This window comes from Streptomyces sp. NPDC038135, from assembly GCF_055601245.1.
The window spans coordinates 226,964-249,183 of the sequence record NZ_JBVJXS010000013.1 but is presented as its reverse complement, the minus strand read 5'-3'; the positions used below and the strand labels follow the sequence as shown (position 1 = coordinate 249,183).

Here is a 22,220-nt window from a genome sequence, read left to right as displayed (position 1 = left end):
CCGGCTACCGTCCTGGGCCATGGGGATCACCACCGCATGGAGCATCAGCGCCCACGACGACGCCTTCATCGGGGAGCTGGCGCCTCGCCTGCTCCCCCTGATCGACGCGGAGCGGGGCGAACCGCTCGCGCGGGAGCGGTGGGAGCGGTGGAAGCGCTCGCCGGCCGGGGGCACGTCCCCCGAACCCTCCGCCGACCTCCTGGACTTGGTCTGCGGCGGCACCCACGTGCAGAAGATGTACGACGGGCTGTCGAGCGACGACCCCTTCTCCATGCTGGACGACGTCTGGGGCCAGGACGGGATCGAGGACCGGCTGTTCATCTCCGTGCAGAGCAAGGACTGGGCGGTCGGGTCGTTCCTCCACGCCGTCGGACCCGCACGGGCAGCGCTGCTGCCGGGCTGGTGCGGCAACCTGCTCCTCACCTCGGGCGAAGTGCGCGCCACACTGCCGCGCGTGGAACGCGCCCTGATGTTCGGTCCGCAGGAGCGCGCGGCCGCCCGGCGGCGGGACTGGCTCGACTACGGCCCCGGCGAGGAGTCCGTGCTGGACGGCCCGCTTCGTATGTGGCGTCTCGCCGCGCGGACCGGGATGGGCCTGTGCGGTGTCTCCTGCGTCATCTACTGACCGGGGACTCACACCTGCTCACCTGACACTCACAAGCAGGTGACGCACGTCACTCCACGGTCTGGAACTTGTAGCGGCGCAACGGCGAACAGCAGGTGACCACACGACTCCGAGACCTGAGGACGCGATATGAATCGCAGAGGTGGAACGTGACCCTGCTGCCCGCCCGAGGGGCCGCGTGCGACCCGGCGGCGGATGCGGGCGGCGCCTCCGACGGCTCGGTCATCGAGCGGTCCTGGGAGACGCCCGACGCGTTCGCCGTGATCTTCGACCGCCACGCCGACGACATCCACCGCTACATCGCGCGGCGCCTGGGCACCGACACCGCCGACGACCTGATGGCGGAGACCTTCGTGATCGCCTTCCAGCGCCGGCGGCGTTACGACGTGTCCCATCCGCACGCCCGGCCCTGGCTGTACGGGATCGCCACCAACCTGATCGGCCGCCACCGCCGGGACGAGGGCCGCCGGCTGCGGGCGCTGTCCCGTATGGCGTCGCTGCCGGAGGGCCGGGAGGAGCAGGCCGGGCCGGAGGACGCGGTCACGGACGGTGTCGGCACCGCGGAGGCGTACGGCACGCTGGCCGGCGCCCTCGCCGAACTGCCCGCCCGTTACCGGGACGTGCTGCTGGTCGTCGCCTGGGGGGAGCTCGACTACGCGGAGGCCGCGCAGGCGCTGGGCCTGCCCGTCGGCACGGTGCGCTCCCGCCTGCACCGGGCCCGCACCAGGCTGCGCCGGGCGCTGGGCGGCCCGGAGGCGACCACCTCGACCGCACCTGAGAAGAGGACCGATCATGGATGAACTGACGACGGTGCGCGCGTGGGACGCCGAGCGGCCTGGGCCGTCCGAGGAGGCCCGCACCGCCGCCCGGGCCCGCCTGGAAGCCGCCATGGCACGGGAGTCGGACGGAGCCGTGCCCCGAGCGGGCCGGCTGAGCCGGCGGATCGTGCTCCGCACCGCGTTCGCCGGACTGACGGCGGTGGCCGCGGGCGGCGCGATCGTCGTACTGAGCGACGGAGACGACCACGCGCCGCGGCTGGAGGCGGTCAGCGCGGCGGACGTGCTGCGCAGGGCCGCCGACAGATCACGCGCCGCGGGCGGCGACCTGCCCGTGCCGCGCGACGACCAGTACTTCTACACCCGCACCTACACCATCCGGGTGCCGGTGAAGGGCGGGCCCCCCAGGACGTGGACCGACGAGAGCTGGATGTCGGTGGACGGCTCGAAGCCGTCCCTGCGCCAGGAGAACGGGAAGATCCACCACGACCCTCCGCTCGGCAAGCACGAGGTGAGGTGGCCTCCGACCGTCTACTCCGAACTGCAGAAGATGCCGACGGACCCCGACAAGCTGCTGGCCCAGTTCGGGGGCAATGAGAAGGCGCCCGGCACCGATGTGATGGCCTTCTTCGAGGGCTGCATGCTGCTGAAGGGGCCGAACGTCCTGCCCCCCGGCCTGCAGGCCGGCGCCTTCGAGGCGCTGTCGAAGCTCCCCCACATCCGGCTCGACTACCACGACGCCGACGTCGACGGCCGCGAGGCCGTCGGAGTCTCGTACCCGAAGGCGTCGTTCACCTTCCTGTTCGACCGCAGGACGTACGACTACCTGGGCCTGCGCACCGTGGGGAGTTCGCCGAAGAAGATCAACGGCGAGTGGAAGCAGGTCGGCTACTACTACGAGACCAGGACCCTGAAGGACATCCAGGTGGTCGACCGCATCGGACAGCACGGCTGACCGGCGGGAGTCGCGCCCGGCCGGGGGCGAGCGGGCGGGGTCGTCGCCGGCCGCCCGCCCCCGCCCGTTCCCGCCCGCTCAGGAACCGTGGGCGACCGCGTCCAGGTGGGGCAGGACGTGGTCGAGGCGCTCACGCTTGGTGCGCAGGTAGGTGATGTTGCTCTCGCACGGCTCGATCAGCAGCGGCACCTGCTCGGCGACCTGGATGCCGTGCCGTATCAGCGCCTCCCGCTTGCGGGGGTTGTTGGACATCAGCCGGACCGAGCGCACCCCGAGGTCGTGCAGGATCTCGGCGGCGACGCCGTAGTCGCGGGCGTCGACGGGCAGGCCGAGCGCCAGGTTCGCCTCGACCGTGTCCAGGCCCTCCGCCTGCAGGGCCATCGCGCGCAGCTTGGCCAGCAGGCCGATGCCCCGGCCCTCGTGTCCCCTCAGGTAGACGACGATGCCGCTGCCCTCGGCGGCCACCGCGCGCAGCGCCGAGGCCAGTTGGTCGCCGCACTCGCAGTGCCGGGAGCCGAACGCGTCCCCGGTCAGGCACTCCGAGTGCAGCCGGGTCAGCACGTTCTCGGTCCCGATCTCCCCGTACACGAGCGCGACCTGTTCATCGCCGCGGTCGTGGTCCAGGTAGCCGATCGCCTGGAACTGCCCGTACACGGTGGGCAGGGGCGCGCTGACGACGCGTTCCGCGCCCGAGCGCCGCGAGGACTTCTCGCCGAGGACACCGAGGTTTTCTGTCATGATCTGATTCCTAAGCAGAGACGAAGGGCCGGGAAAGATGAGTGGTTCGGGCGCGCGTACGGCCGGCTTCGGGGTGGTACCGGCGGACACTACGGAAGACGTACGGATGCGGGGGGCGGGCGTTTCAACACAGGTCGCCATCCTGCCCGTCGGCAGCTTCGAACAGCATGGCCCCTTCCTTCCGCTGGCGACCGACACGCTCGTCGCCTGTGCCGTGGCCCGGGAGATCGCCGGCGCGTATCCGGTGCACCTCCTTCCGCCCGTGACGATCGGCTGTTCGCACGAGCACGCGGACTGGCCGGGGACCGTCAGCATCTCCTCAGTGACCCTGCACGCGGTGGTCCGGGACATCGCGGACTCGCTGCGCCGCTCGGGAGTCGAGGCGCTGGTCGTGGTGAACGGTCACGGCGGCAACTACGTGCTGGGCAACGTGGTTCAGGAGGCCTCCGCGCGCGGGGAGCGGATGGCGCTGTTCCCGGCCGCCGAGGACTGGGAGGCGGCGCGGCAGCGGTCCGGGGTGCTCACCTCCCTGCTCACCGACATGCACGCGGGCGAGATCGAGACCTCCATTCTGCTGCACGCTCACCCCGAATTCGTCCGCCCTGGTTACGAGTCCGCCGATTTCACCGCCGACGACCGCCGTCATCTCCTCACCGTGGGAATGTCCGCCTACACCGACTCGGGCGTCATCGGCCGCCCTTCGCTGGGTTCCGCGGAAAAGGGCAAGGAGCTGCTGGCCGGCCTGGTGGACTCGTTCGGCGCGCTCTTCGACCTGCTCACCTCGGACTCCGGCCCGGCGGCGGCACGGGGGTAGCCGCGCAGCCCGGCGTACCAGCGGGCGACGAGCACGGCCGCACCGGGCAGGCTCGCGACGAAGCTCAGCACCCCGTACACCACGGCGACGGCCACCCCGCTGCTCGCGCCGAGCCCGGCCGCGCCGAACGCCCAGGCGGTGACGCCCTCGCGGGGGCCGAAACCACCGACGTTCAGCGGGAGCCCCATCGCGACCAGGGCGAGCACCGCGATCGGCAGCAGCACCGGCACGGACGCGGCCGATCCGGCGATCCGGGCCGCCACGACGAACATCGCGACGTGTCCGGCCAGCACGACGGCTGAGGACAGCGCGACCCCGGGTCCGGCCTCGCGTGACAGCAGGCCCCGGTGGGCCTCGCCGAGCGCGGAGCGCAGCGCGCCGCCACGGCGGGAGGGCGCGCGGTTCATGCGGACGGCGAGCACGACGGCGAGGGCGCCCGCCGCCGCCAGCGCCACCGGCCCGGCGAGACCGCGTACCTGGTCCCGGACCGGCGACGGCAGGACCACCAGCACGACCGCGCCGAACACGGCCAGCGCGACCTGCCCGGCGACCCGCTCGAGCACGACCGCCTTCACCCCGCGCCGGATGTCACCGGCGCTCTGCCCGTGCCGGACCGCGCGGTGCACGTCGCCCAGCACCCCGCCCGGCAGGGCCGCGTTGAGGAACAGCGCCCGGTAGTAGTCGGCCACCGCGGGCCCGAACGGCAGCCGGATGCGCAGCCCCCGGGCCACCAACTGCCAGCGCCACGCGCTGAACACGGTGGTGACCGCCCCGATGCCCAGGGCGAGCAGCAGCGACGCCGAGTCGATCCGCCGCAGCCCGTCGAGGAGGACACCCGTGCCGAGCCGCCACAGCAGCCCGGCGACGATGGCCGTGCCGGCGACCGTGCCGAAGTGGGTGCGCACGGCACGGGAGTTCAGCCTGCCGAACAGGCGGTGGCCGGCGCCGCGTCGGGCGCTCCCGGGCGCGGACGGCTCCGGCCCCGGGCCCACCGCGTGAGCCGTGGCGCCGCCCCGCACCGACCGGATCCGCGCATGCGGGATCACCCGCTCCAGGCGGGGCTTCACCGCCCTCCCCGGGCGCGGCCGCGCGCCGGTCTCCACCGCCTGTCCGTTCATGACGAGGTCCCGCCCGCCGGCTCGGGCAGCGCCAGCAGATCGGTGTGGTGGACCACGGCCCGCAGCTCACCGGCCTCGCACGCGGCCAGCCGCTCGCGCAGATAGCGCTCGGCACGCTCGGACAGCTCGGGCCGCTGCTCGACGGCCGCGCCCACCCAGCCCCGCAGCCACTGCGCGGTCAGCGCCGCCTCCTCGGGGCCGAGCCGCCAGGGGCTCGGGTGCAGCCGTACGGCCGCCCCGTGCGCGGCGAACGCGTCGCGGGCCACGGTGACCGCGTCCGGCCCGAGCAGCCCGTCACGCCGCTGGTGGGCGTTGAACGCCTCGGCGATCTCGGCGTCCAGCGGGTCCGGCGGGGTGAGTTCGACCCGGCCCGCGACGGACAGCGTGAGCAGCGCCGGGCAGCCGGCGCCGGCGCAGGCGGCGGCGAGGGTGTCGACCTCCTCGCGGGTGAGGACGTCCAGCAGCGCGGAGGCGGTGACCAGAGCGGCCCCGTTCAGCGCGTCCGGGGTGAGCCGGGCGACGTCGCCGCGCCGGGTCTCGACCGTGACCGGGCTGCCGTCGGCGGCGGCGCGCGGGGAGCCCACGGCGGCGAAGTGCAGCAGGTACGGGTCGCGGTCGTGCAGGACCCAGTGCTGGGCGCCGTCCAGCCGCGGGGCGAGCCAGCGGCCCATCGAGCCGGTGCCGCAGCCCAGGTCGTGCACGGCCGACCCGCCCGCCCCGCTCGGCCGCTCGGCCAGCCGGGTCCGCAGCGGGTCCAGCAGCTCCGCGGCCCGCGCCGCGGCGTCGGCCGGTTCCCGCAGCCGCAGCCACTCGGGGGCGTACCGCGGCGGCTCCTGCGGCTCACCGTCCCGCAGCCGTACGGTGGCCCGCTCGCCGGGGGCGGTGACGGGGCCGGCGCCGGCGATCACACCGGCCGGGTCGCTCTCGCCTGCACCGGTGCCCATCGCGGCCTCCTCACCTTCCGGTACGAACTCGGCTCCGCCGGGCGCCGGTTGGGCCGGGATGCCGCCGGTCGCCGTCCGTGTGCCCGTCATGCCGCCCTCCTCGGCGCCTCGGGGAGCCTGCCGAGCACACCGGCCAGGCTGCGGGCGGTGGTCGCCCAGCCGTCCAGCGCCGCGCGGCGGCCGCGCGCGGCGGCCTTGAGCCGGCGACGCACGTCGGGTTCGCCGAACCAGCCGCGCAGTTCGGCGGCGAGCGCAGCCGGGTCCTCCGGCGGGACGAGGATGCCGGGGACGCCGCCGTCGGGCGCGCGGCCGACCGCCTCGGACACCCCGCCGACGTCGGTCGCCAGCACCGGGATCCCGCGCGCGAGCGCCTCGGTGACGGCCATGCCGTAGGTCTCCGCGTACGAGGTGAGGACCATCAGGTCCGCCGACGCGTACGCCGCGTCGAGTTCGGCGCCGGCCCGCGGCCCGGCGAGCAGCAGCCGTTCCTCCAGGCCGCGTTCGCGGATCAGGCCGCGCAACCGGTCGACGTACTCGGGGTCCTGGGTGAGCCCGCCGACGCACACGCAGCTCCACGGCAGGTCGGTCACCGCGGCCAGCGCCTCCACCAGCCGGTGCTGGCCCTTGCGCGGGGTGACGGCGGCGACGCAGAGCAGCCGGGAGACGCCGTCGGTGCCCGGGGCGAGGGGGGCGATGTCGGCGCCGGGGGCGGCGACGTGCACCCGCTGCGGGGCGAGTCCGTGGTGGGAGACGATCCGGCGGACGGCCCAGTCGCTGGTGGCGATCACCGCGCCGGCCGCCCGCAGCACGGCCCGCTCGCGGGCGTCCAGGGCGGCGGCCACGGCCGGGTCAAGGCCGGTCTCGTCACCGAGCGGCAGATGCACCAGCACCGCGAGCCGCAGCCGCTCCGCCTCGGGGACCACGATCTCCGGCACTCCGCAGGCGACCAGGCCGTCGAGCAGGACGACGGTGTCATCGGGGAGTTCCCGCAGGGTGCGGGCGAGCACGTCGCGGTCGGCGCGGCCGGGGCGCGGCCAACTGCCGGGCACTGCGTGCCGTACGGCCTGCCAGCCGAAGCCCGGCAGGTCCAGGCAGACCCGGCGGTCGTAGGCGTTGCCGCCGCTCGGCGCGGCCGGGTCGTCGACGCCGCCCGGCATGACGAAGTGCACGGTGCGCAGGGACATGGGGATGATCCCGACGTTCTCGAGGGCGATGGGCTGCGCGGGCACGTAGGCGAGCCGCGCCTTGTGCGCGCTCCCGACGACCGTCCCGGTGGCCTCCAGGGCCGGCCCGGTGGCTTTCATGGTCGTGCCGGTGGCTTTCACGGTCGTCTCCGTCACAGGGCACGCTCGTAACTCGCCCAGGCGATGTGCGACTCGTGCAGGGTGACGGTGAGGCCCGCCAGGCCCCGGGCCCCCTCGCCGAGGGCGCCCTTGTCGACGCGGTCGGCGAGCCGGTCCGCGATGACCTTGGCCAGGAACTCGGTGGACGTGTTGATCCCGGCGAACTCCGGCTCGTTGTCGAGGTTCCGGTAGTTCAGCTCGGCCACGACGGCGCCGAGTTCCTGGGTGGCGAGGCCGATGTCGACGACGATGTTGTCCTCGTCCAGCTGTTCGCGGCGGAACGTGGCGTCCACCAGGAACGTGGCGCCGTGCAGGCGCTGTGCGGGCCCGAACACCTCGCCGCGGAAGCTGTGGGCGATCATGATGTGATCGCGGACGGTGATGCTGAACAACGGACGACCCTCCAGGTGCGGCGCGTCTGATGCCCCCGGCGGTCACCTGCCGGGGGATTGCCGTGTAGTACGGCTGCTCGCTTCCCCGTGTTCAGCCTCCTCTCACTCTTTTCTCAGGTCAGACCGCTGCCGGCCGGAACGGTCCGGCCCGGCGCCGGGGTAGGCGATGCGGTGGCACAGGGCCGGGATCTCGCCGGAGGCGAGCCTGGGCATCAGCTCCGGCAGCTCCTCGAAGGCGCTCTCGCCGGTGATGAGGGCGTCGAGAGCGGGGTCGGCGAGCAGGTCGAGGGCGAGCGCCAGCCGTTCGGCGTAGCCGCGTCCGGCGCGGGCGGCCGGGGAGACGGTGCCGACCTGGCTGCTGCGCACGGTGAGCCGGCGGGAGTGGAAGGCCTCGCCGAGCGGCAGGGCGACCCGCCGGTCGCCGTACCAGCTCAGTTCGACGACCGTGCCCTCGGGGGCGAGGAGTTCCAGGGAGCGGCTGAGGCCCTGTTCGGTGGCGCTGGCGTGCACCACGAGGTCGCAGTCGCCGAGGGCCGCCTCGGGCGTGGCGAAGTCGGCGCCGAGCGCCTCGGCGGTCTCGGCGCGGGCCGGGTCGGCGTCGACGAGCTGCAGCCGTACGCCGGGGAAGCGGGCGAGCAGCGCGGCGACCGAGCAGCCGACCATGCCGCCGCCGACCACCGCGATCCGGTCGCCGATCAGGGGCGCCGCGTCCCACAGGGCGTTCACCGCGGTCTCCACGGTCCCGGCGAGCACGGCCCGCTCGGCGGGCACCCGGTCCGGCACCACGGTCACGGCGTTCACCGGAACGACGTAACGGGACTGATGCGGGTACAGGCAGAAGACCGTGCGGCCGATCAGCTCGCGGGGGCCCTCCTCGACGACGCCCACGTTCAGGTAGCCGTACTTCACCGGCGCGGGGAAGTCGCCCTCCTGGAACGGCGCCCGCATCACGGCGTGTTGGGAGTCCGGCACCCCGCCGCGGAAGACCAGCGTCTCCGTGCCGCGGCTCACTCCGGAGTACAGCGCGCGGACCAGGACCTCGTCCTCGCCCGGCTCCGTGAGGGTGACGTCGCGCAGCTCACCGGCGCCCGGGGAGCTCAGCCAGAACGCGCGGGCCGACCGGTTCATCGGCATCCTCCTGAACGATCGGGAAGTTGTTCACGTACCGAGATGTGCACAGGCCGCGCACAGTACGCGGCGTTGATCGACTCTGTCACTCGGCCGGAGGATGTGCGGTGGCCCTGAACAACACGTATGACGCGAGGCTCCAGCAGGAGACCGCTGTCGGAGCGGGCGTACAGCTCCTGCTGCTCGCCCTGCTCGGTTCGGCGATCGGCATGGGGCCGGCCGGCTGGCTGACCGGGCTGGTCTTCGCGTTCGCCACCTGGGCGGTCCTCTCCCGCGCCCTGCACCGCTCACGGCTCAGCTCCTTCGGCCCGGCCAACCGGGTGACCCTGGGCCGGGCCACCCTGGTCGGCGGGGTGACGGCGCTGGTCGCGGACTCCTTCGAGAGCGCGCCGCCGGTGACCCTGCTGGTCGGCCTGACCGCCGTGGCGCTGCTGCTGGACGGCGTCGACGGCAAGGTGGCCCGCCGCACGGGGACTTCGTCCGCGCTCGGCGCCCGGTTCGACATGGAGGTCGACGCGTTCCTGATCCTGGTGCTGAGCGTGTACGTGGCGACGCAGCAGGGCCCCTGGGTACTGCTGATCGGCGGCATGCGGTACGCGTTCGTCGCGGCGGCCCGCGTGGCCCCCTGGCTGAACGCCCCGCTGCCGCCGTCCTTCGCCCGCAAGACGGTCGCCGCGCTCCAGGGCATCTGCCTGCTGCTGGCCGGCGCCGAGTTGCTGCCGCACCCGGCGAACCTGGCGATCGTGGTGCTGTCGCTGGGCTCGCTGGTGTGGTCGTTCGGCCGGGACGTGCTGTGGCTGTGGCACGAAGCCCGTATGGACGGCGGGCGGACGGCCGCCGAGGCCGCGGTTGCCGGGACGGCGGCCGGCGAGGGGACGCTCGGCGAGCCGCTGGTGCGGAAGCTGGAGCTGGCGGCGCGCTGAGGCACCGGGGACACCGTCACGCCTCCGCCGTCCCGCCGCACCGTCAGCCGGTGGGTGCGGGACGGCGGAGGCGTCCGTCGTGGACCTCGGCGATCCGGTCGGCGGTGGTCAGATGGGTGCGGTCGTGGGTGACCAGGACGGTGGCGGTGGCCCGCTGGTGGGTGAGCCGGGTGATCAGCTCGATGACGGCGGCGCCGCGTTCGTGGTCGAGGGCGCTGGTGGGTTCGTCGACCAGCAGGACGGTGGGGTCGTTCATCAGGGCGCGGGCGATGTTGACGCGCTGGCGCTGCCCGCCGGAGAGCTGGTGCGGCCGGCGGTGGGCCTGGTCCGCGAGGCCCACGGCGTCGAGGAGTTCGAGGGCGCGGCCGCGGGCCCGGCCGGGGCCGCGGCCGTCGATCCGGGCCATGACCTGGAGCTGTTCGGCGGCGGTGAGGGAGGGCAGCAGGTTGGGCTGCTGGAACACGATGCCGATCCGGTGGCGGCGCAGTTCGGTGAGCTCGCCCCGGCTCAGGCCGGTGGTGGCGGTGCCGTCGACGGTGACGGTGCCGGCGTCGGGGGTGATCAGGGTGGCGGCGACGGCCAGCAGGCTGGACTTGCCGGAACCGGAGGGGCCGACGACGGCGGTGACACTGCCCTTGGGGACCTGGAGCGTGACCCGGTCCAGGGCGGTCAGCCGGGCCTCGCCGTCGGCGTAGGTGAGGGTGACGTCGGTCAGTTCAAGGCTCATCGGGCGCTCCCCAGGGCGGTCAGCGGGTCCACGGAGGTGATGCGGCGGATGGACAGGGCGGCGCCGAGGGCGCCGAGCAGGACCATGACCGCGGCGGGCAGCAGCACGGTGCCGGGGCTGAGCAGGAACGGCACGTCCGACCCGGCCACGAGGGCGCCGACGGCGGCGGCGATTCCGGTGCCCGCCAGGGTGCCGCCGACGAGCACGACGAGGGCCTGGCCGAGGGCGTCCCCCAGCAGGCTCGCGGTGGAGGCCCCGAGCGCCTTGAGGACGGCGACGTCGCCGCTGCGCTGGATGGTCCACACGGTGAAGAAGGCGCCGATGACCAGGGCCGAGATGGCGAACAGGAATCCGCGCATGAGCTGCAGGGAGCCGTTCTCCGAGGTGTAGGAGCCGATCGCGGCGAGCGAGTCCTCGACGGAGACCGTCCTGGTGCCGGCCCGCCGGTCGGTGGCCGTGAGGTCGGCTCCCGCGGTGGTGCGCAGGGCGATGACGGTGGCGGTGGGGCCGTCGGCCGTGTCCGCGGGCGGCGCGGTCCGCCGCCAGGTGTTCAGGCTGGTCCAGACGACCGGGGTGTGGCTGAAGGAGGCGTCGCCCCGCACCGCGGCGACGGTCAGCCGGTGCCCGGCCAGGGTGAGGGAGCCGCCGGGCGCGAGGCCGAGGTCGTCGGCGGCCGTGGTGGACAGCACCGCCGACCGGTCGTCGATCCGTCCGCCGTCCGGGGCGAGCGGGGAGCCGGGCTCGACACCGAAGACGGAGAGCGCGGTGCTCCGCCGCCCGGCGGTGGCCCTGGTGGTGGTGATCCCCAGCGGTTCGGCACGCTCGACGCCTGGCGCCCCGGCCCACTGCCGCCACTGCTGCGCGGTGACGGTGGAGTCGGCGTAGGACGGCCCCTGCCCGCCGGCGGGGGCCTGGAAGGCGATCCGGTCCACCGGCAGCCCGGTGATCGCGGAGACGTTCTGCCTGCCGAGCCCGGCGGTCAGCCCGGACAGCAGCCCGACCAGCAGGGTGATCAGCACGATGACGGTCCCCATCAGGGCGAAGCGCCCCTTGGCGAACCTCAGGTCTCTCCAGGCGACGAACACGGGTGACCCGTCCTCTCGACGTCGTAAGCGGTGGTCGCATCGGTACGACCCCACCGTCGCCGAGGCCCCCCGCCCAGGGCTTCTGGCAAGGGACCGCACTTCACCGGCCGGAAGGACGGCGTCCGGGTTGTAACTTTCGATGGAGGCCTCCCGAGGGTCCGCCTCCGTAGCCTGGACGCACTGTGAACTCCTCTCCACCCGCCCCCACCCCGGTCCCGACCAGCAGGGTCCTGGCCTGGTGCCTGCATCTGCTGATCGCCGGCCTGCTCGCGCTGGCCGCCGGGCGGGCCCTGACCGGGGGCGGGCCGCACCCCTGGGCGACCGTCGCCGCCGCCGTCGCCTGCGGCCTGGTGTACGCGGCCGGTCCGCTGCTGCCGGGCGTACGCGGGTCACGCCGGTCGGCGACGGTATGGCTGGCCTGTCTGGGCGCCGTCTGGCTGGCGCTGCTGGCCCTGTCCGCCGACGGCGTCTGGCTGGCCTTCCCGCTGTACTTCCTCCAGCTCCACCTGCTGCCGCGCCGTACCGCTCTGGTCGCGGTCGTGGCGACCGCGCTCGCGGCGATCACCGCCTTCGCCGCCCACCAGCACGCCTTCAGCGTGGCCATGGCCATCGGCCCGGCGCTGGGCGCCGCCGTGGCCGTCGCGGTGGTGTGGGGCTACCAGGCCCTGTACCGGGAGAGCGAGCAGCGCCGCCGGCTGATCGAGGAACTGACCGCCACCCGCGCCGACCTGGCCCAGGCCCAGCACACCGCCGGAGTGCTCGCCGAACGCGAGCGCCTGGCCCGCGAGATCCACGACACCCTCGCCCAGGGCCTGTCCAGCATCCAGCTCCTGCTGCGCGCCGCCGAACGCGCCCTGCCCGGGCGGCCCGACGCCGCCGCGCGCCATGTGGACCAGGCCCGTCAGGCGGCCGTGGACAACCTCGCCGAGGCCCGCCGCTTCGTCGCCGCCCTCACCCCGCCGGCCCTGGAGGGCGCCACACTGGCCGGCGCGCTGGAGCGCCTGTGCGCCACGACCTCCGCCCGCCACCCCCTCACCGTCCGCCTCCACGTGGCCGGCACCCCGGTCCCCCTGCCCACCGCGCACGAGGTCGCCCTGCTGCGGATCACCCAGTCCGCGCTCGGCAACACCGTCCGCCACGCCGGGGCCACCACCGCGGACGTCACCCTCACCCACCTCGACGACCACGTCGCCGTGGACATCACCGACGACGGCACCGGCTTCGACCCCGCCCTGCCGCCACCCCCCGACCCGGACGACGGCGGCTTCGGCCTCGCCGCGATGCACGCCCGCATGGCCGCGCTGGGCGGCGCCCTCACCGTCCACTCCTCCCCCGGCCACGGCACATCCCTGTCCGCCCGGCTCCCCCTGACCCCACCCGCACAAGCGCCCGAGGCCGGCGACCCCGAGCAGCCGGACCTCCCCGACCACCCCGAGGCCCACCCATGACCGACAAACCCAGCCCGGCCGTACCCGGCGACGCCAACGCTGACGCCCCCCGCGACCGCGGCCCCATCCGCCTGCTGCTGGCCGACGACCACCCGGTGGTACGGGCAGGTCTCCGCGCCGTGCTGGAGACCGAGCCCGGCATCGTCGTGATGGCCGAGGCGGCCACAGCGGAGGCCGCGGTCGTCCGTGCGGCCGAGGGCGACATCGACGTCGTCCTGATGGACCTGCAGTTCGGGGCGGGCATGGGCGGCGCCGAGGCCACCGCCCGCATCACCGCCCGCCCCGGCGCACCGCGGGTCCTGATCGTGACCACCTACGACTCCGACGCGGACACGCTGCCCGCCATCGAGGCGGGCGCCACCGGCTACCTCCTCAAGGACGCCCACCCCGAGGAACTCGCGGCGGCGGTACGCACGGCCGCCGCCGGCCGGACCGCGCTGGCCCCGACCGTCGCGGACCGCCTGATGAACCGCCTGCGCAGCCCCGCCGTCGCCCTGACCCGGCGCGAGACGGAGGTCCTGACCCTGGTCGCGCAGGGTCTCTCCAACCAGGCGGTCGCCCGACGGCTCCACCCCACCGAGGGCACCGTCAAGTCCCACCTGGCCCGCACCTACGCCAAACTCGGCGTCGACTCCCGCACGGCCGCCGTGGCCACGGCGACGGACCTGGGCCTGATCCGCCGCTGACCCGTGGCCGGCTAGGTTCTGTCCGGTCGATCATGTGCGGAGCCAGATGACAAGTGCTGCTGCGGTGACGGTGCCGAGGTAGGTGTGTCCGCGCTTGTCGTAGCGGGTCGCGACGGCTCGGGCGTGCTTGAGCTTGTTGATGGCCCGTTCGACGGTGTTGCGCTTCCTGTAGCGGTCCGCGTCGAAGCCCGGAGGCCGTCCCCCGCGTGGATGGCCGCTGCCGCCCGCTGAGCCACATCACCCGTTCGATCCGGTCTTCACCCCGAAGAAGCATCACCTCATCAGTCCTCCGGTCGTTCCAGGTCATGCTGCTTATGCACGGGCACCTGACGGACAGAGAGGACACCATGAGACTCAAGCGTTTTACTCGCGCCATCGCCGCGACCGTCGCCCTGGCCGGCTTCGGTCTTGTTGCCCCCGCCGCCGCGTCGGCCGATGACGGGGACACCGCCGAGGTCGGCAGTCACTGCACCCCCTGGGAGGGGGTCTACGGCCACGGCGGCACCACGTACACCGATCTCCGCACCTGCGTCGATGTCCTCGACCACCAAGGCGACTACCACTTCACCATCGAAACCAACAGGACCACCTACCGGTATGGAGGAATCTGGTACTCCGCCAGCGACGTCTACCCGGCCGGCGCGACTGCAACGGTCCGCATCGAGCCGACCCCAGGGCAGGAGGGTCCTTCAGAGGGACGCTTCAAAGCCTGGACGCTGGTGTCCCGCAGCTACCACACCAGCCTCGGCGCCATGAACGAGGCGATCACGTGCGGGACCTACCACCTCGACGTGAACTACGAGCAGACCGGCCCCTACTACGGGCACGATCGCGTGCTCACCGCCGAGCGGTCCTTCGACAACTTCGTCATCCCCTGCTCCTGAAACCGGGCAGCCGCCGACGCAACTGACCTCCGCGCCCGGAAGGGACCTGCCTGCCGGGCGAAGGCACCCCCGGCTACCCCGGCTCGCCACGAGTGTCCGAGCGCAGGCCCGGCCGACGAGTCGGCCGGGCCCCGGCGACGTGCTGATGGGCACGGGCGATGGTGGACACCATCGAACGGGCCATCAACAAGCTCAAGCACGCCCGAGCCGTCCCGACCCGCTACCCAAGCGCGGATACGTCTACCTCGGCACCGTCACCGCAGCAGCACTCGTCATCTGGCTCCGCACATGATCGACCGGACAGAACCTAGGCGTCCGCCTTCGGGGACCGCCCCCGCACGAGGGCGAAGACGGCCGCGGCCAGCCCCAGCACCCCCACGACGAGTCCCCCGACACCGAGCCCCCGGGCGGTACCGTCGCTCCCGTCGGTCGCCGCCGTCCTCACGGTGTCGGAATCACCGCCCTTCGCCGCCGCAGGAGCGGGAGCCTCTTCTCCCCCCTCCGTCAGCTTGAGCGTGGGCGCCGGATTCTCGGCCTCCTCACCACCACTGGGCGCCTCGATCCACCGGACGACCTTGCCGTCGGAGTAGGTCTGCAACGTCTTGAACGTCAACTGACCCGTATTGTCCGGTAGTTCTCCGAAGGCGACGTCGAAGTCCTCGTACTCCCCCGCCCCGATCTTCCCGCCGGTCCAGGTGATCTGGGAGACGGCCTCGGTGATGGTGCCGTCATCGGTCTTCACCGGCGTCTTCAGCTTGGTGGTGGTCACCTTGGGGGTCCAGCCATCCTGCGGATGGACCATGACGCCGAGGACCGGGTGGTCGGTCGGCAGGAAGACCTGCACCTTGCTGGTGGAGGCGGCGTCCTCCTCATTGGGCACCCGGAAGGTCAGCACACCGTCGGTGGCTCCCTTCTCATAGCTCTCCGGGTGGACAGTGACGTGCGCGGAAGCGGCGCCGGCCGCGGCGAGAACACCGAGGCCGCTGAGGGCGACGACGACTCCGACCCGGCGCAGGACGAGGCGCTTCGCGGACATGGCGGACATGACTGGATGAATCTCCGTAACGCTCACGGTGAGCGATCCTTCCACGCCGGGAGTACGTACGGCGTCGGAATCCGGTTCAGTCGGCGACCGGCCGGCGACACGGCTGCCGGAGGCGTGCCGGGCGTGTGGACCTCGTGAGGGAACGGCGAACCGCGCGTGAACACCGCACCGTTCCGGGTGGCGTTCACCACAGCACCGATGCAAAGCGAAAGAAGTCGACAGCAAGCGTAGGCCCCATGATCACGGTGTTTCCCGGTGATCCGGCACACCAGGCGAACATTCCGGGCACCAACCTCGACGACGAACGCCCTCACGCCGTCTGCCTATGATCGTTGAATAGTTGACATAGTCGCGCCTGCAACCAGCTCCAGGCGCATCTTGGCGACCGCCGGACGCCGGTTGAGGCACGGGCCCCGCGGTCGTGACACGTACGAGGAAAGGTGAACAGCATGGCCCTCGGACTGCTCCGGCGTCGGCGTTCCCACGACGCTTCCGGCACCGCGCCGGGCCTGGCGGTGCCCCTGCCGGCCGGCGCGGGCGCGTACGGCTGCGAGGTCGTCGATCCCCTGGGGCAGCCGATGCCCGGCGCCGAAGTCACGGTGACCGCTCTGGACAGCCACCGCGTCGTCGCACGCGGCACCACGGACCCGTACGGCCTGTTCACGGCGGCACTGCCACCCGGCGCCTACAGCGTGATGACCTCGGCGGAAGGCCTCACCCCGGCCCGCAGCAACGTCGACATAGCCGCCGGCGCCGTGCTCCCGCCGGCCCGCGTCGCGCTCCTGCCGGCCCGTCAGCTGGAGCTTCCCCCGGCGGGCACCTGGTTGTTCGACCCGCCGCACACCGCGATCCGGTTCATCGCCAAGCACGTCGGCATGGCCCACGTCCATGGCCGCTTCACCCGCTTCACCGGCGGCATCCGCGTCACCCCGGACGTGACCGACTCCCAGGTCTCGGTGCGCATCGACGCATCCAGCATCGCCACGGGCAACAAGACCCGCGACAGCCACCTGCGTTCGGCCGACTTCCTGGACGTCGAGCGCTACCCGTACATCGACTTCACCAGCAACCGCTTCGTCTACCGCGGCGGCTCCCGCTGGACCCTTAACGGCACGCTCACGATGCACGGCACCAGCCGCTCCGTGGGCCTGGACACGACGTACCTCGGCACGGTGAACGGCGGCTACGAACAGGAGCTGCGCTGCGCGGCCCTGGCGAAGGCGGAGCTGCACCGCGAGGACTTCACCCTCAACTGGCGCTCCATGCTGGCCCGCGGCATCGCGGTCGTCGGCCCGACCGTACAACTCGAACTGGACGTACAGGCGATGTACCGCAACGCCGAGACGCCTACGCCGCCGGAGTAGGGAATGCGCGGGCCGATCGGGGGTGTCCGAACACCCTGACACCTCAGGGCCGACCGCCAATTCGGCGGACGCCACGGACTGGCCCCGGCCGGGACTTCCAAACCCCGATGGGAGTCCGATCACATTGGTGCGGGCGGCCGTGAAGGTGTCGCAAGCCTCAGCCGGTCGGCGAGGTGGAAAGTCGAGGCGCGCGCCGGGGCGCATCGAAGGCTATGAAGGATTCTCGTCGGGAGGGAACGGATGGCGGAGCGCGCGGGACTCGCCCCAGCCGGGCACGGCGGCCAGCGCCCGTCGAGCGTCATGCCCGACAGGATCGGCGCGCCGCCCGGCGCTACCTGCCGCGTCGCCGTCGCCGGTCCCGGGTGTAGAGGCCCAGCGCGACGAGCCCGAAAAGGACCCACAGGCCGACGGCCAGATAGGGGGACCAGGAAGGCCCGTCAGGCCGGTTGTCGGCCAGTAGGAGAAGTCTGTGCACGCCGATGCCTCCTGCTTCTTGTCATTCGACCGCGACAAGGCCTGTGGCTGCGAGAAATTCCACGATCATGGGCAAGATTCCTGGCCACCAGGGGTGAGCCCGCCGCTGCCGCTGGAGTCACCGTTCGCCATACAGACCGGGCTACAGGACTGGTGTACACCGATCGATGAGCGGTGGGCGGAGACCTGGGAAGGCTCCGCCCGCTGCTCATGCCTCACCTTCTACTTCTTCTTGCGCGCCTGCACGACTCCGAAGACGATGAAAGCCACAATGGCGATCCCGAACAGGAGCCAGAGAGGAACACCGTCAAGGCCCTTGTAGGCCAGTGACGTTTCAGCGGAACGCCGCACGAGAGCTCCTTCGTCGGAGACATAGGCACCCCCCTTGTCGACGGTGTCCATCACCTGAGAGGTGTGAAGGCAGGGGTTCGCCTCTCCTGGCCTGAGGGGTCGGGCCGTGGCGCACCACGGCCTCGGAAGCAGCCACTCGCAACGTCGACCTATTCTGGTCGTCACAGCGGCTCTCTTCACGTCCCAGGCGTTGGCGCGCCATTGTCATTTACTGCGCAGGCGCACGACGACCACCGCCAGAAGCAGCACGACGATCACCACGAGAAGCCATGTCGGAAGGGCCCCCGCCAGCGCGCCGCGAGCCATTTCCACAGAGTTCACGCTGTTCATCCGATCTCCTACGGTCCCGTCCGGGACGGCTCGGCGAGCCGTCCCGGATATCGGCTCACAAGGCCTTCAAGCCGGCCTTGGTGAGATCCTTCAAGTCCTTCGCGTCGCCCAGCCAGTTCAACGCCTCTCCCGCGTTCTGGTCGACGTAGTCACCGACTGCCTCCACCGCCACGTTCTGGGCGCACCCCTCGCCGAATGCGGCCAGAGCTCCCACACCCGTCTCCGTCACGCCGGTGGCAAGGCCGATGAGCGCCGATTGGGCACCGCCCTTGACGCACTCCATCCCGTACTTGCCCCAGTCGAGGAGCCCAGAGGGGTCGATGCGGTTGACGGGGTCGCCCTCGGCGTAGAGGTAGGGGTTCTGCTCCTGGCCGGAGGGGTCGGGCTGGGTGAAGCGGCCGACGTTGGCGTCGTAGTAGCGGGCCTGGAGGTGGTACAGGCCGGTCGGGTCCTGGTAGTTGCCGGCGAACCGGTAGGGCTGGGCGACCGGTTCCGAGGACTGGGCGAGGATGCGCACGCCGCGGGGGCTGTAGGTGTAGGTGTCGACCTTGTTGCCGTCGACGTCCACCAGACCGATCACCGAACCGATGGCGTCGGTGAGGTAGTAGTAGCTCTTGCCCCCGGTGGTCATGGAGTTCAGGGTGCCCCCGGGTTCACGGTTGAAGCCCATGTCCACACCGGCGGTCGATTTGGCGGACAGGCCCAGCGGGCCGTTGTGGAAGTAGGTGTCACCGAGGCGGATGCGCTCGCTCTGGTCGGTGGAGCCGTACTGCCCGCTGTACGCCTTGCCGTTCACCGTGATCGACGACATCTGGGAGTAGTCCGTCCAGGTCTCGCCGGTACGGGTGTAGTCGTCGGTGGAGGCGCCGGCGGTCTCGTTGCCGATGGCGTCGTAGGACCAACTGCCGCTGGTGCTGGACTTGGCGGTGAGCTCCTGGGCGTCGTTGTAGGTGTAGGTGGTGCCGCGCGGGCAGCCTTGATCGGTGCCCTGGGAGGTGAGATTGCCGGCCAGGTCGTAGCAGTACTGCCAGGAGTCGGCGATCGTGCCGTTCTTCTCCTCCTTGGCGTAGGAGAAGCGGCCCGCGCCGTCGTAGGAGTAGGTGCGCTTCAGCCCGCTGACGTTGTCCGTGCTGGTGCGGATCTTGCTGCCGTCGGTGGCGGCGTTCGTGCCGTAGCCGTAGGTGTAGCCGAGGTCGACCAGGGTGCCCTGGTCGGAGGTCACCTTGATGGACTTCGGGCGGCTGGAGTCGTCGACGTCGACCTTCTGCACCGTACCGCCGGGGTACGTGGTGGAAGTGCGGACGTCGTTGTTGTTGTACCCGTACTTGGTCACCGCGCCCTGCGGATCCTTCAGTTCGGTGAGCTTGTTGACCTCGTTCCAGGTGTAGTCGATCGTGCCTGCCGGGTCCTGGTAGTAGTCCACGTTGCCGGCCGCCGTGTAGGCGATGAGGGTCTGGGAGCCGTCCTGGAGGTGGCGGACCGTCTCGCGCTGCAGCGGGTCGAACTCGTATTTCACCGTCCCCGTGCCGTCCGAACGCTGGGTCAGGTTGCCGTCGCCGTCGTACCAGTAGCGGACCGTGTCGTTGGTGGAGGAGACGGTCTTGATCCGGTCGAGGTTGTCGTAGACGTACACGCTCTTGATGCCGCGCGCGTCGGTCATCGTCTCGGTGCGGCCGAGGGCGTCGTAGGTGTAGGTCGTCTTGTCCAGCGGAGCCGGGGGCTTGGCCCAGTCGAGGTTGCCCTTGGCGTCGTAGTGGAAGTCGGTGGTGACGGTCTTGGTCGACGTCACCTTCGTCTTCTGCGCGCAGCGCTGACCCTCGAAGCCGCCGCAGGTCGGAGTGGCGGGGTTGTAGTCGTAGGAGACGCTGCCGCCGCCGGTGCCGGTCTGGGCGACCGAGGTGGTGTTGCCGGCCGTGTCGTAGCTGAAGCTCGTCTTCTCGCCGTCGGCGTTGGTGGAGTCCTTCGGTACGTCGCCGCCGGCGATGGTCTGCCAGGAGTTGACCGTCTTGCCGCCGGTCGGCATGGCGACGGTCTCGAGGTTGTTGCGGGAGTTGAAGCCGTAGTCGGTGACCTTGCCCGGGGTGGTGCCCGAGCCCATGGCGTCCGTGGCGGTGTCGATGTTGTGGTTGGCGTCGAACTTCGTCGACCGCTTGTGGCCCAGGGCGTCGGTCACGTCGGTGACCTGGCCGTCGCCGTCGTGCTCGTACTTCGTGGCGTGGAGCTCCGGGTCCTTGGCGGTGGTCGTGCCGGCGGCCGTCGGGGAGGTGGCGCTGTAGGTGTACGTCCAGGTGGGCCCGGTGTGGCCGTTGCTGTCGAAGCCGGTTCCGCGCAGCATGCTGGTGACGCGGTTGGTGTCGTCGTAGGTGAAGACCGTCACGCGGCCCTCACCGGTGCTTATCTTGCTGACGCGGCCGGAGGAGTCGTACCAGAACAGGGTGGTCTTGCCCTCGGCGTCCGTGGTGTGGTCGATGTTGCCGGCGGCGTCGAGGCCGTATCCGGTGCTGCGGCCGGTGTTGTCCTTGGCCTGCCACAGCGTGTCGTTGACCTTGGTCACGTCGATCCAGCGACCCGAGCGGGTCTCGGTGAGCTTGAAGCCGCCGTCGCTGTGCTGGGTGACGGTGATCGTGCCGTGGTTGCGGTCGGTGACCTTCGTCAGCGTCCCTGACGCGTCGTAGGTCTCCTTCGAGCCCGACTTCCACTTCGTCAGCGTGTAGGTGCCGTCGGAGTTCTTCTTCAGGTCCTCGGAGTAGCCCTTCGGGGTGGTGAAGGAGCCGTCGCTGTTCTTGGTGAAGCGGACGGTGGCGCCGGAGGCGTCGTACAGGATCACCTCATTGCTGAAGAAGGACAGGTAGCGCTCGTACTGCTGCCACCAGCGCTGCGAGACGCGGCCGTAGGGGGCGTCCAGCGAGTTGTACGTCCGTGCCAGTCGCAGGCGCTGTCCGACGCCGGCGATGTCGAAGTCCGTCGCCGTCAGCATCAGGTTGCCGGTGGAGTAGTCGATCTTCGCGTTCAGGGAGTCGGTGATGGCGAAGCTGGTGGAGCGGTGCCAGGGCACGTCGCCCTGGCCTTCCGGCACGAAGACCATCAGCGACGCCTCCGAGGCGACACCGGCGTGCTTCTTGCGGCTCGAGGCGGGATCCTTGGCGTGGGCGCGCTGCTCGCGCAGCCACGAGTCGTACGCGGCACCGGTCGGTTTCTCCGTCGGCTCCGACTTCACCGGCCGGTTCGAGCCGACCTTCACCGGCGGCATCGTGAAGTCGGGGCTGCCCTTGCCCCACTTCGACACCGGTTTCCCGTCGGCGGCGCTGGCGGTCGAGGCCGGCAGTACGGCCGCCGCCAGGGCCGCCACCGTCACCGCCGCCACCGCGGCGGCCGATCCTGATCTCTTCCGGGCATGACGAAGAGACGTGCCGAGGGCACGTGTGCGCATGGCTTTCCCCCACAAGAAGACAAGCGCCGACAGCCCCAACGGCCACCGGGCTCGCACAAGTTGTCAGGTAAACCAGGCAAAGATCGACACGGTTCCCATCGATTCCCTTCACATGCGGGCAGGAATCAGCCTTTCCGGTTCAGCGGTGCGAACAGAGCCAAAAGGAGGGAGATTGCACCGCTGCTGGTCAACGATGAGAGCCTGCAAGCATGTAGTCCCCCGTAGCAACGGCCGAAAACGAAGCGCACACCCAGGTCCGCCTCCGCCTCCGCTCCCCCACCAGGCTCCGGCGTACGACGAAGCGCGGGAGCCCTTGTAAAGACTCGTCACCTTGATTCAGGTGGTCGTTCAGGCACCGTCCAAAGAAAGGGCAGGAAGACTTGCAGCACCTTGATGGAGGCACGGTTTCCCTCGTGTGGCACCCAGACGCTCTGCGGCGAAGTCCGGTGGACGGCCATCAGCAGCAGATGTCCACCATCTGCGCCGCGTGGCCGTTCTTGTCGTCACCGAGCCACCCCTGAAGTTTCACGATGCTCATATCCCAGGACCAGGCCATGCCGGCGAGGGATCTCCGCGACACCGTTCAGGAGGGTCGTCCCCGGCCGCTCACACTTCAGAGCGAAGCGTCCCCAACCGACCG

Annotated in this window: 21 protein-coding genes and 2 pseudogenes; 9 read left to right on the top strand and 14 right to left on the bottom strand. The window is 71.7% G+C overall.

The features are described 5' to 3' along the window. Nucleotides 1–19 precede the first annotated feature (19 nt). The 3 genes from ACZ7JA_RS33175 (at nt 20) to ACZ7JA_RS33165 (ending at nt 2,356) form a co-directional block, all read left to right on the top strand. Nucleotides 20–625: a hypothetical protein gene (locus ACZ7JA_RS33175; protein ID WP_470812130.1), complete on the top strand. Its 606-nt coding sequence runs from the start codon at nt 20–22 to the stop codon at nt 623–625. A gap of 149 nt (nt 626–774) precedes the next feature. Then, nucleotides 775–1,425, top strand: a complete 651-nt coding sequence (locus ACZ7JA_RS33170) for an RNA polymerase sigma factor (protein ID WP_450750384.1) — start codon at nt 775–777, stop codon at nt 1,423–1,425. Beyond that, entirely contained in the window at nt 1,418–2,356 is a 939-nt protein-coding gene (locus ACZ7JA_RS33165) for a CU044_5270 family protein (protein WP_470812127.1), read from the top strand. The genes ACZ7JA_RS33170 and ACZ7JA_RS33165 overlap by 8 nt, the downstream gene beginning before the upstream one ends. A gap of 78 nt (nt 2,357–2,434) precedes the next feature. Here ACZ7JA_RS33165 and ribA read toward each other — a convergent pair whose 3' ends face one another. Beyond that, the gene (ribA, locus tag ACZ7JA_RS33160; protein WP_470812125.1) at nt 2,435–3,094 is read right to left on the bottom strand and encodes a GTP cyclohydrolase II; all 660 of its coding nucleotides are present in this window, start codon (nt 3,092–3,094) and stop codon (nt 2,435–2,437) included. 37 nt (nt 3,095–3,131) lie between these two features. Here ribA and ACZ7JA_RS33155 point away from each other — a divergent pair, with 37 nt between their 5' ends. Further along, nucleotides 3,132–3,908, top strand: coding sequence for a creatininase family protein (locus ACZ7JA_RS33155; protein ID WP_470812123.1), 777 nt, complete (start codon nt 3,132–3,134; stop codon nt 3,906–3,908). 101 nt (nt 3,909–4,009) lie between these two features. On the opposite strand, the pseudogene ACZ7JA_RS33150 reads toward ACZ7JA_RS33155, so the two are convergent. From ACZ7JA_RS33150 to ACZ7JA_RS33130, 5 genes and pseudogenes are all read right to left on the bottom strand, one after another. Beyond that, a pseudogene (locus tag ACZ7JA_RS33150) lies at nt 4,010–5,026 on the bottom strand (lysylphosphatidylglycerol synthase transmembrane domain-containing protein); the annotation flags it as partial. Beyond that, on the bottom strand, nt 5,023–5,970 hold the full coding sequence (locus tag ACZ7JA_RS33145; protein ID WP_470812154.1) for a class I SAM-dependent methyltransferase: 948 nt from the start codon (nt 5,968–5,970) through the stop codon (nt 5,023–5,025). The pseudogene ACZ7JA_RS33150 and the gene ACZ7JA_RS33145, both read right to left, overlap by 4 nt. A gap of 86 nt (nt 5,971–6,056) precedes the next feature. Then, complete coding sequence (locus ACZ7JA_RS33140) at nt 6,057–7,274, bottom strand: glycosyltransferase family 4 protein (RefSeq protein WP_351669077.1); 1,218 nt, start codon at nt 7,272–7,274, stop codon at nt 6,057–6,059. A gap of 32 nt (nt 7,275–7,306) precedes the next feature. Then, the gene (locus ACZ7JA_RS33135) at nt 7,307–7,705 is read right to left on the bottom strand and encodes a 6-pyruvoyl trahydropterin synthase family protein (RefSeq protein WP_351668898.1); all 399 of its coding nucleotides are present in this window, start codon (nt 7,703–7,705) and stop codon (nt 7,307–7,309) included. A 102-nt stretch (nt 7,706–7,807) separates the two neighbouring features. Further along, complete coding sequence (locus tag ACZ7JA_RS33130) at nt 7,808–8,833, bottom strand: zinc-dependent alcohol dehydrogenase (protein WP_351668900.1); 1,026 nt, start codon at nt 8,831–8,833, stop codon at nt 7,808–7,810. A 107-nt stretch (nt 8,834–8,940) separates the two neighbouring features. Between ACZ7JA_RS33130 and ACZ7JA_RS33125 the strand changes: the two genes are divergently transcribed. Beyond that, nucleotides 8,941–9,756 (top strand): CDP-alcohol phosphatidyltransferase family protein, encoded by an 816-nt coding sequence (locus ACZ7JA_RS33125; RefSeq protein ID WP_351668902.1) that lies wholly within the window; start codon nt 8,941–8,943, stop codon nt 9,754–9,756. A 43-nt stretch (nt 9,757–9,799) separates the two neighbouring features. Here the strand turns inward: ACZ7JA_RS33125 and ACZ7JA_RS33120 are convergent, their stop codons facing one another. Together ACZ7JA_RS33120 and ACZ7JA_RS33115 are read right to left on the bottom strand one after the other, a co-directional pair. After that, nucleotides 9,800–10,483 carry an ABC transporter ATP-binding protein gene (locus tag ACZ7JA_RS33120; RefSeq protein WP_470812120.1) on the bottom strand — a complete coding sequence of 228 codons (684 nt, stop codon included), beginning with the start codon at nt 10,481–10,483 and terminating at the stop codon, nt 9,800–9,802. After that, nucleotides 10,480–11,568, bottom strand: coding sequence for an ABC transporter permease (locus ACZ7JA_RS33115; protein ID WP_389301096.1), 1,089 nt, complete (start codon nt 11,566–11,568; stop codon nt 10,480–10,482). Before ACZ7JA_RS33115 ends, ACZ7JA_RS33120 begins: the two co-directional genes overlap by 4 nt. A gap of 182 nt (nt 11,569–11,750) precedes the next feature. Between ACZ7JA_RS33115 and ACZ7JA_RS33110 the strand changes: the two genes are divergently transcribed. Both ACZ7JA_RS33110 and ACZ7JA_RS33105 read left to right on the top strand, forming a co-directional pair. Further along, on the top strand, nt 11,751–13,016 hold the full coding sequence (locus ACZ7JA_RS33110) for a sensor histidine kinase (protein WP_470812116.1): 1,266 nt from the start codon (nt 11,751–11,753) through the stop codon (nt 13,014–13,016). Further along, the gene (locus ACZ7JA_RS33105; RefSeq protein WP_470812114.1) at nt 13,013–13,702 is read left to right on the top strand and encodes a response regulator; all 690 of its coding nucleotides are present in this window, start codon (nt 13,013–13,015) and stop codon (nt 13,700–13,702) included. The genes ACZ7JA_RS33110 and ACZ7JA_RS33105 overlap by 4 nt, the downstream gene beginning before the upstream one ends. Before the next feature lie 30 nt (nt 13,703–13,732). Here the strand turns inward: ACZ7JA_RS33105 and ACZ7JA_RS33100 are convergent. After that, a pseudogene (locus ACZ7JA_RS33100) lies at nt 13,733–13,906 on the bottom strand (IS5/IS1182 family transposase); the annotation flags it as partial. A 143-nt stretch (nt 13,907–14,049) separates the two neighbouring features. On the opposite strand from ACZ7JA_RS33100, the gene ACZ7JA_RS33095 reads away from it, so the two are divergent. Next, the gene (locus ACZ7JA_RS33095) at nt 14,050–14,586 is read left to right on the top strand and encodes a hypothetical protein (RefSeq protein ID WP_351668911.1); all 537 of its coding nucleotides are present in this window, start codon (nt 14,050–14,052) and stop codon (nt 14,584–14,586) included. Between the two features lie 307 nt (nt 14,587–14,893). On the opposite strand, the gene ACZ7JA_RS33090 is transcribed toward ACZ7JA_RS33095, so the two are convergent. Next, nucleotides 14,894–15,622: a YcnI family protein gene (locus ACZ7JA_RS33090; protein ID WP_470812152.1), complete on the bottom strand. Its 729-nt coding sequence runs from the start codon at nt 15,620–15,622 to the stop codon at nt 14,894–14,896. Between the two features lie 458 nt (nt 15,623–16,080). On the opposite strand from ACZ7JA_RS33090, the gene ACZ7JA_RS33085 reads away from it, so the two are divergent. After that, nucleotides 16,081–16,995 (top strand): YceI family protein, encoded by a 915-nt coding sequence (locus ACZ7JA_RS33085; RefSeq protein WP_470812112.1) that lies wholly within the window; start codon nt 16,081–16,083, stop codon nt 16,993–16,995. Between the two features lie 696 nt (nt 16,996–17,691). Here ACZ7JA_RS33085 and ACZ7JA_RS33080 read toward each other — a convergent pair. The 4 genes from ACZ7JA_RS33080 to ACZ7JA_RS33065 all read right to left on the bottom strand — a co-directional run bounded on the left by ACZ7JA_RS33080 (nt 17,692) and on the right by ACZ7JA_RS33065 (nt 22,160). Then, a complete protein-coding gene (locus ACZ7JA_RS33080) occupies nt 17,692–17,871 on the bottom strand; it encodes a hypothetical protein (protein WP_351668915.1) in 180 nt (59 codons plus the stop codon). Nucleotides 17,872–18,024: 153 nt separating this feature from the next. Then, entirely contained in the window at nt 18,025–18,150 is a 126-nt protein-coding gene (locus ACZ7JA_RS33075; RefSeq protein ID WP_351668917.1) for a hypothetical protein, read from the bottom strand. A 55-nt stretch (nt 18,151–18,205) separates the two neighbouring features. After that, nucleotides 18,206–21,235, bottom strand: coding sequence for an RHS repeat-associated core domain-containing protein (locus ACZ7JA_RS33070; RefSeq protein ID WP_470812150.1), 3,030 nt, complete (start codon nt 21,233–21,235; stop codon nt 18,206–18,208). An 802-nt stretch (nt 21,236–22,037) separates the two neighbouring features. Continuing rightward, nucleotides 22,038–22,160: a hypothetical protein gene (locus ACZ7JA_RS33065; RefSeq protein ID WP_470812109.1), complete on the bottom strand. Its 123-nt coding sequence runs from the start codon at nt 22,158–22,160 to the stop codon at nt 22,038–22,040. Nucleotides 22,161–22,220 lie beyond the last annotated feature (60 nt).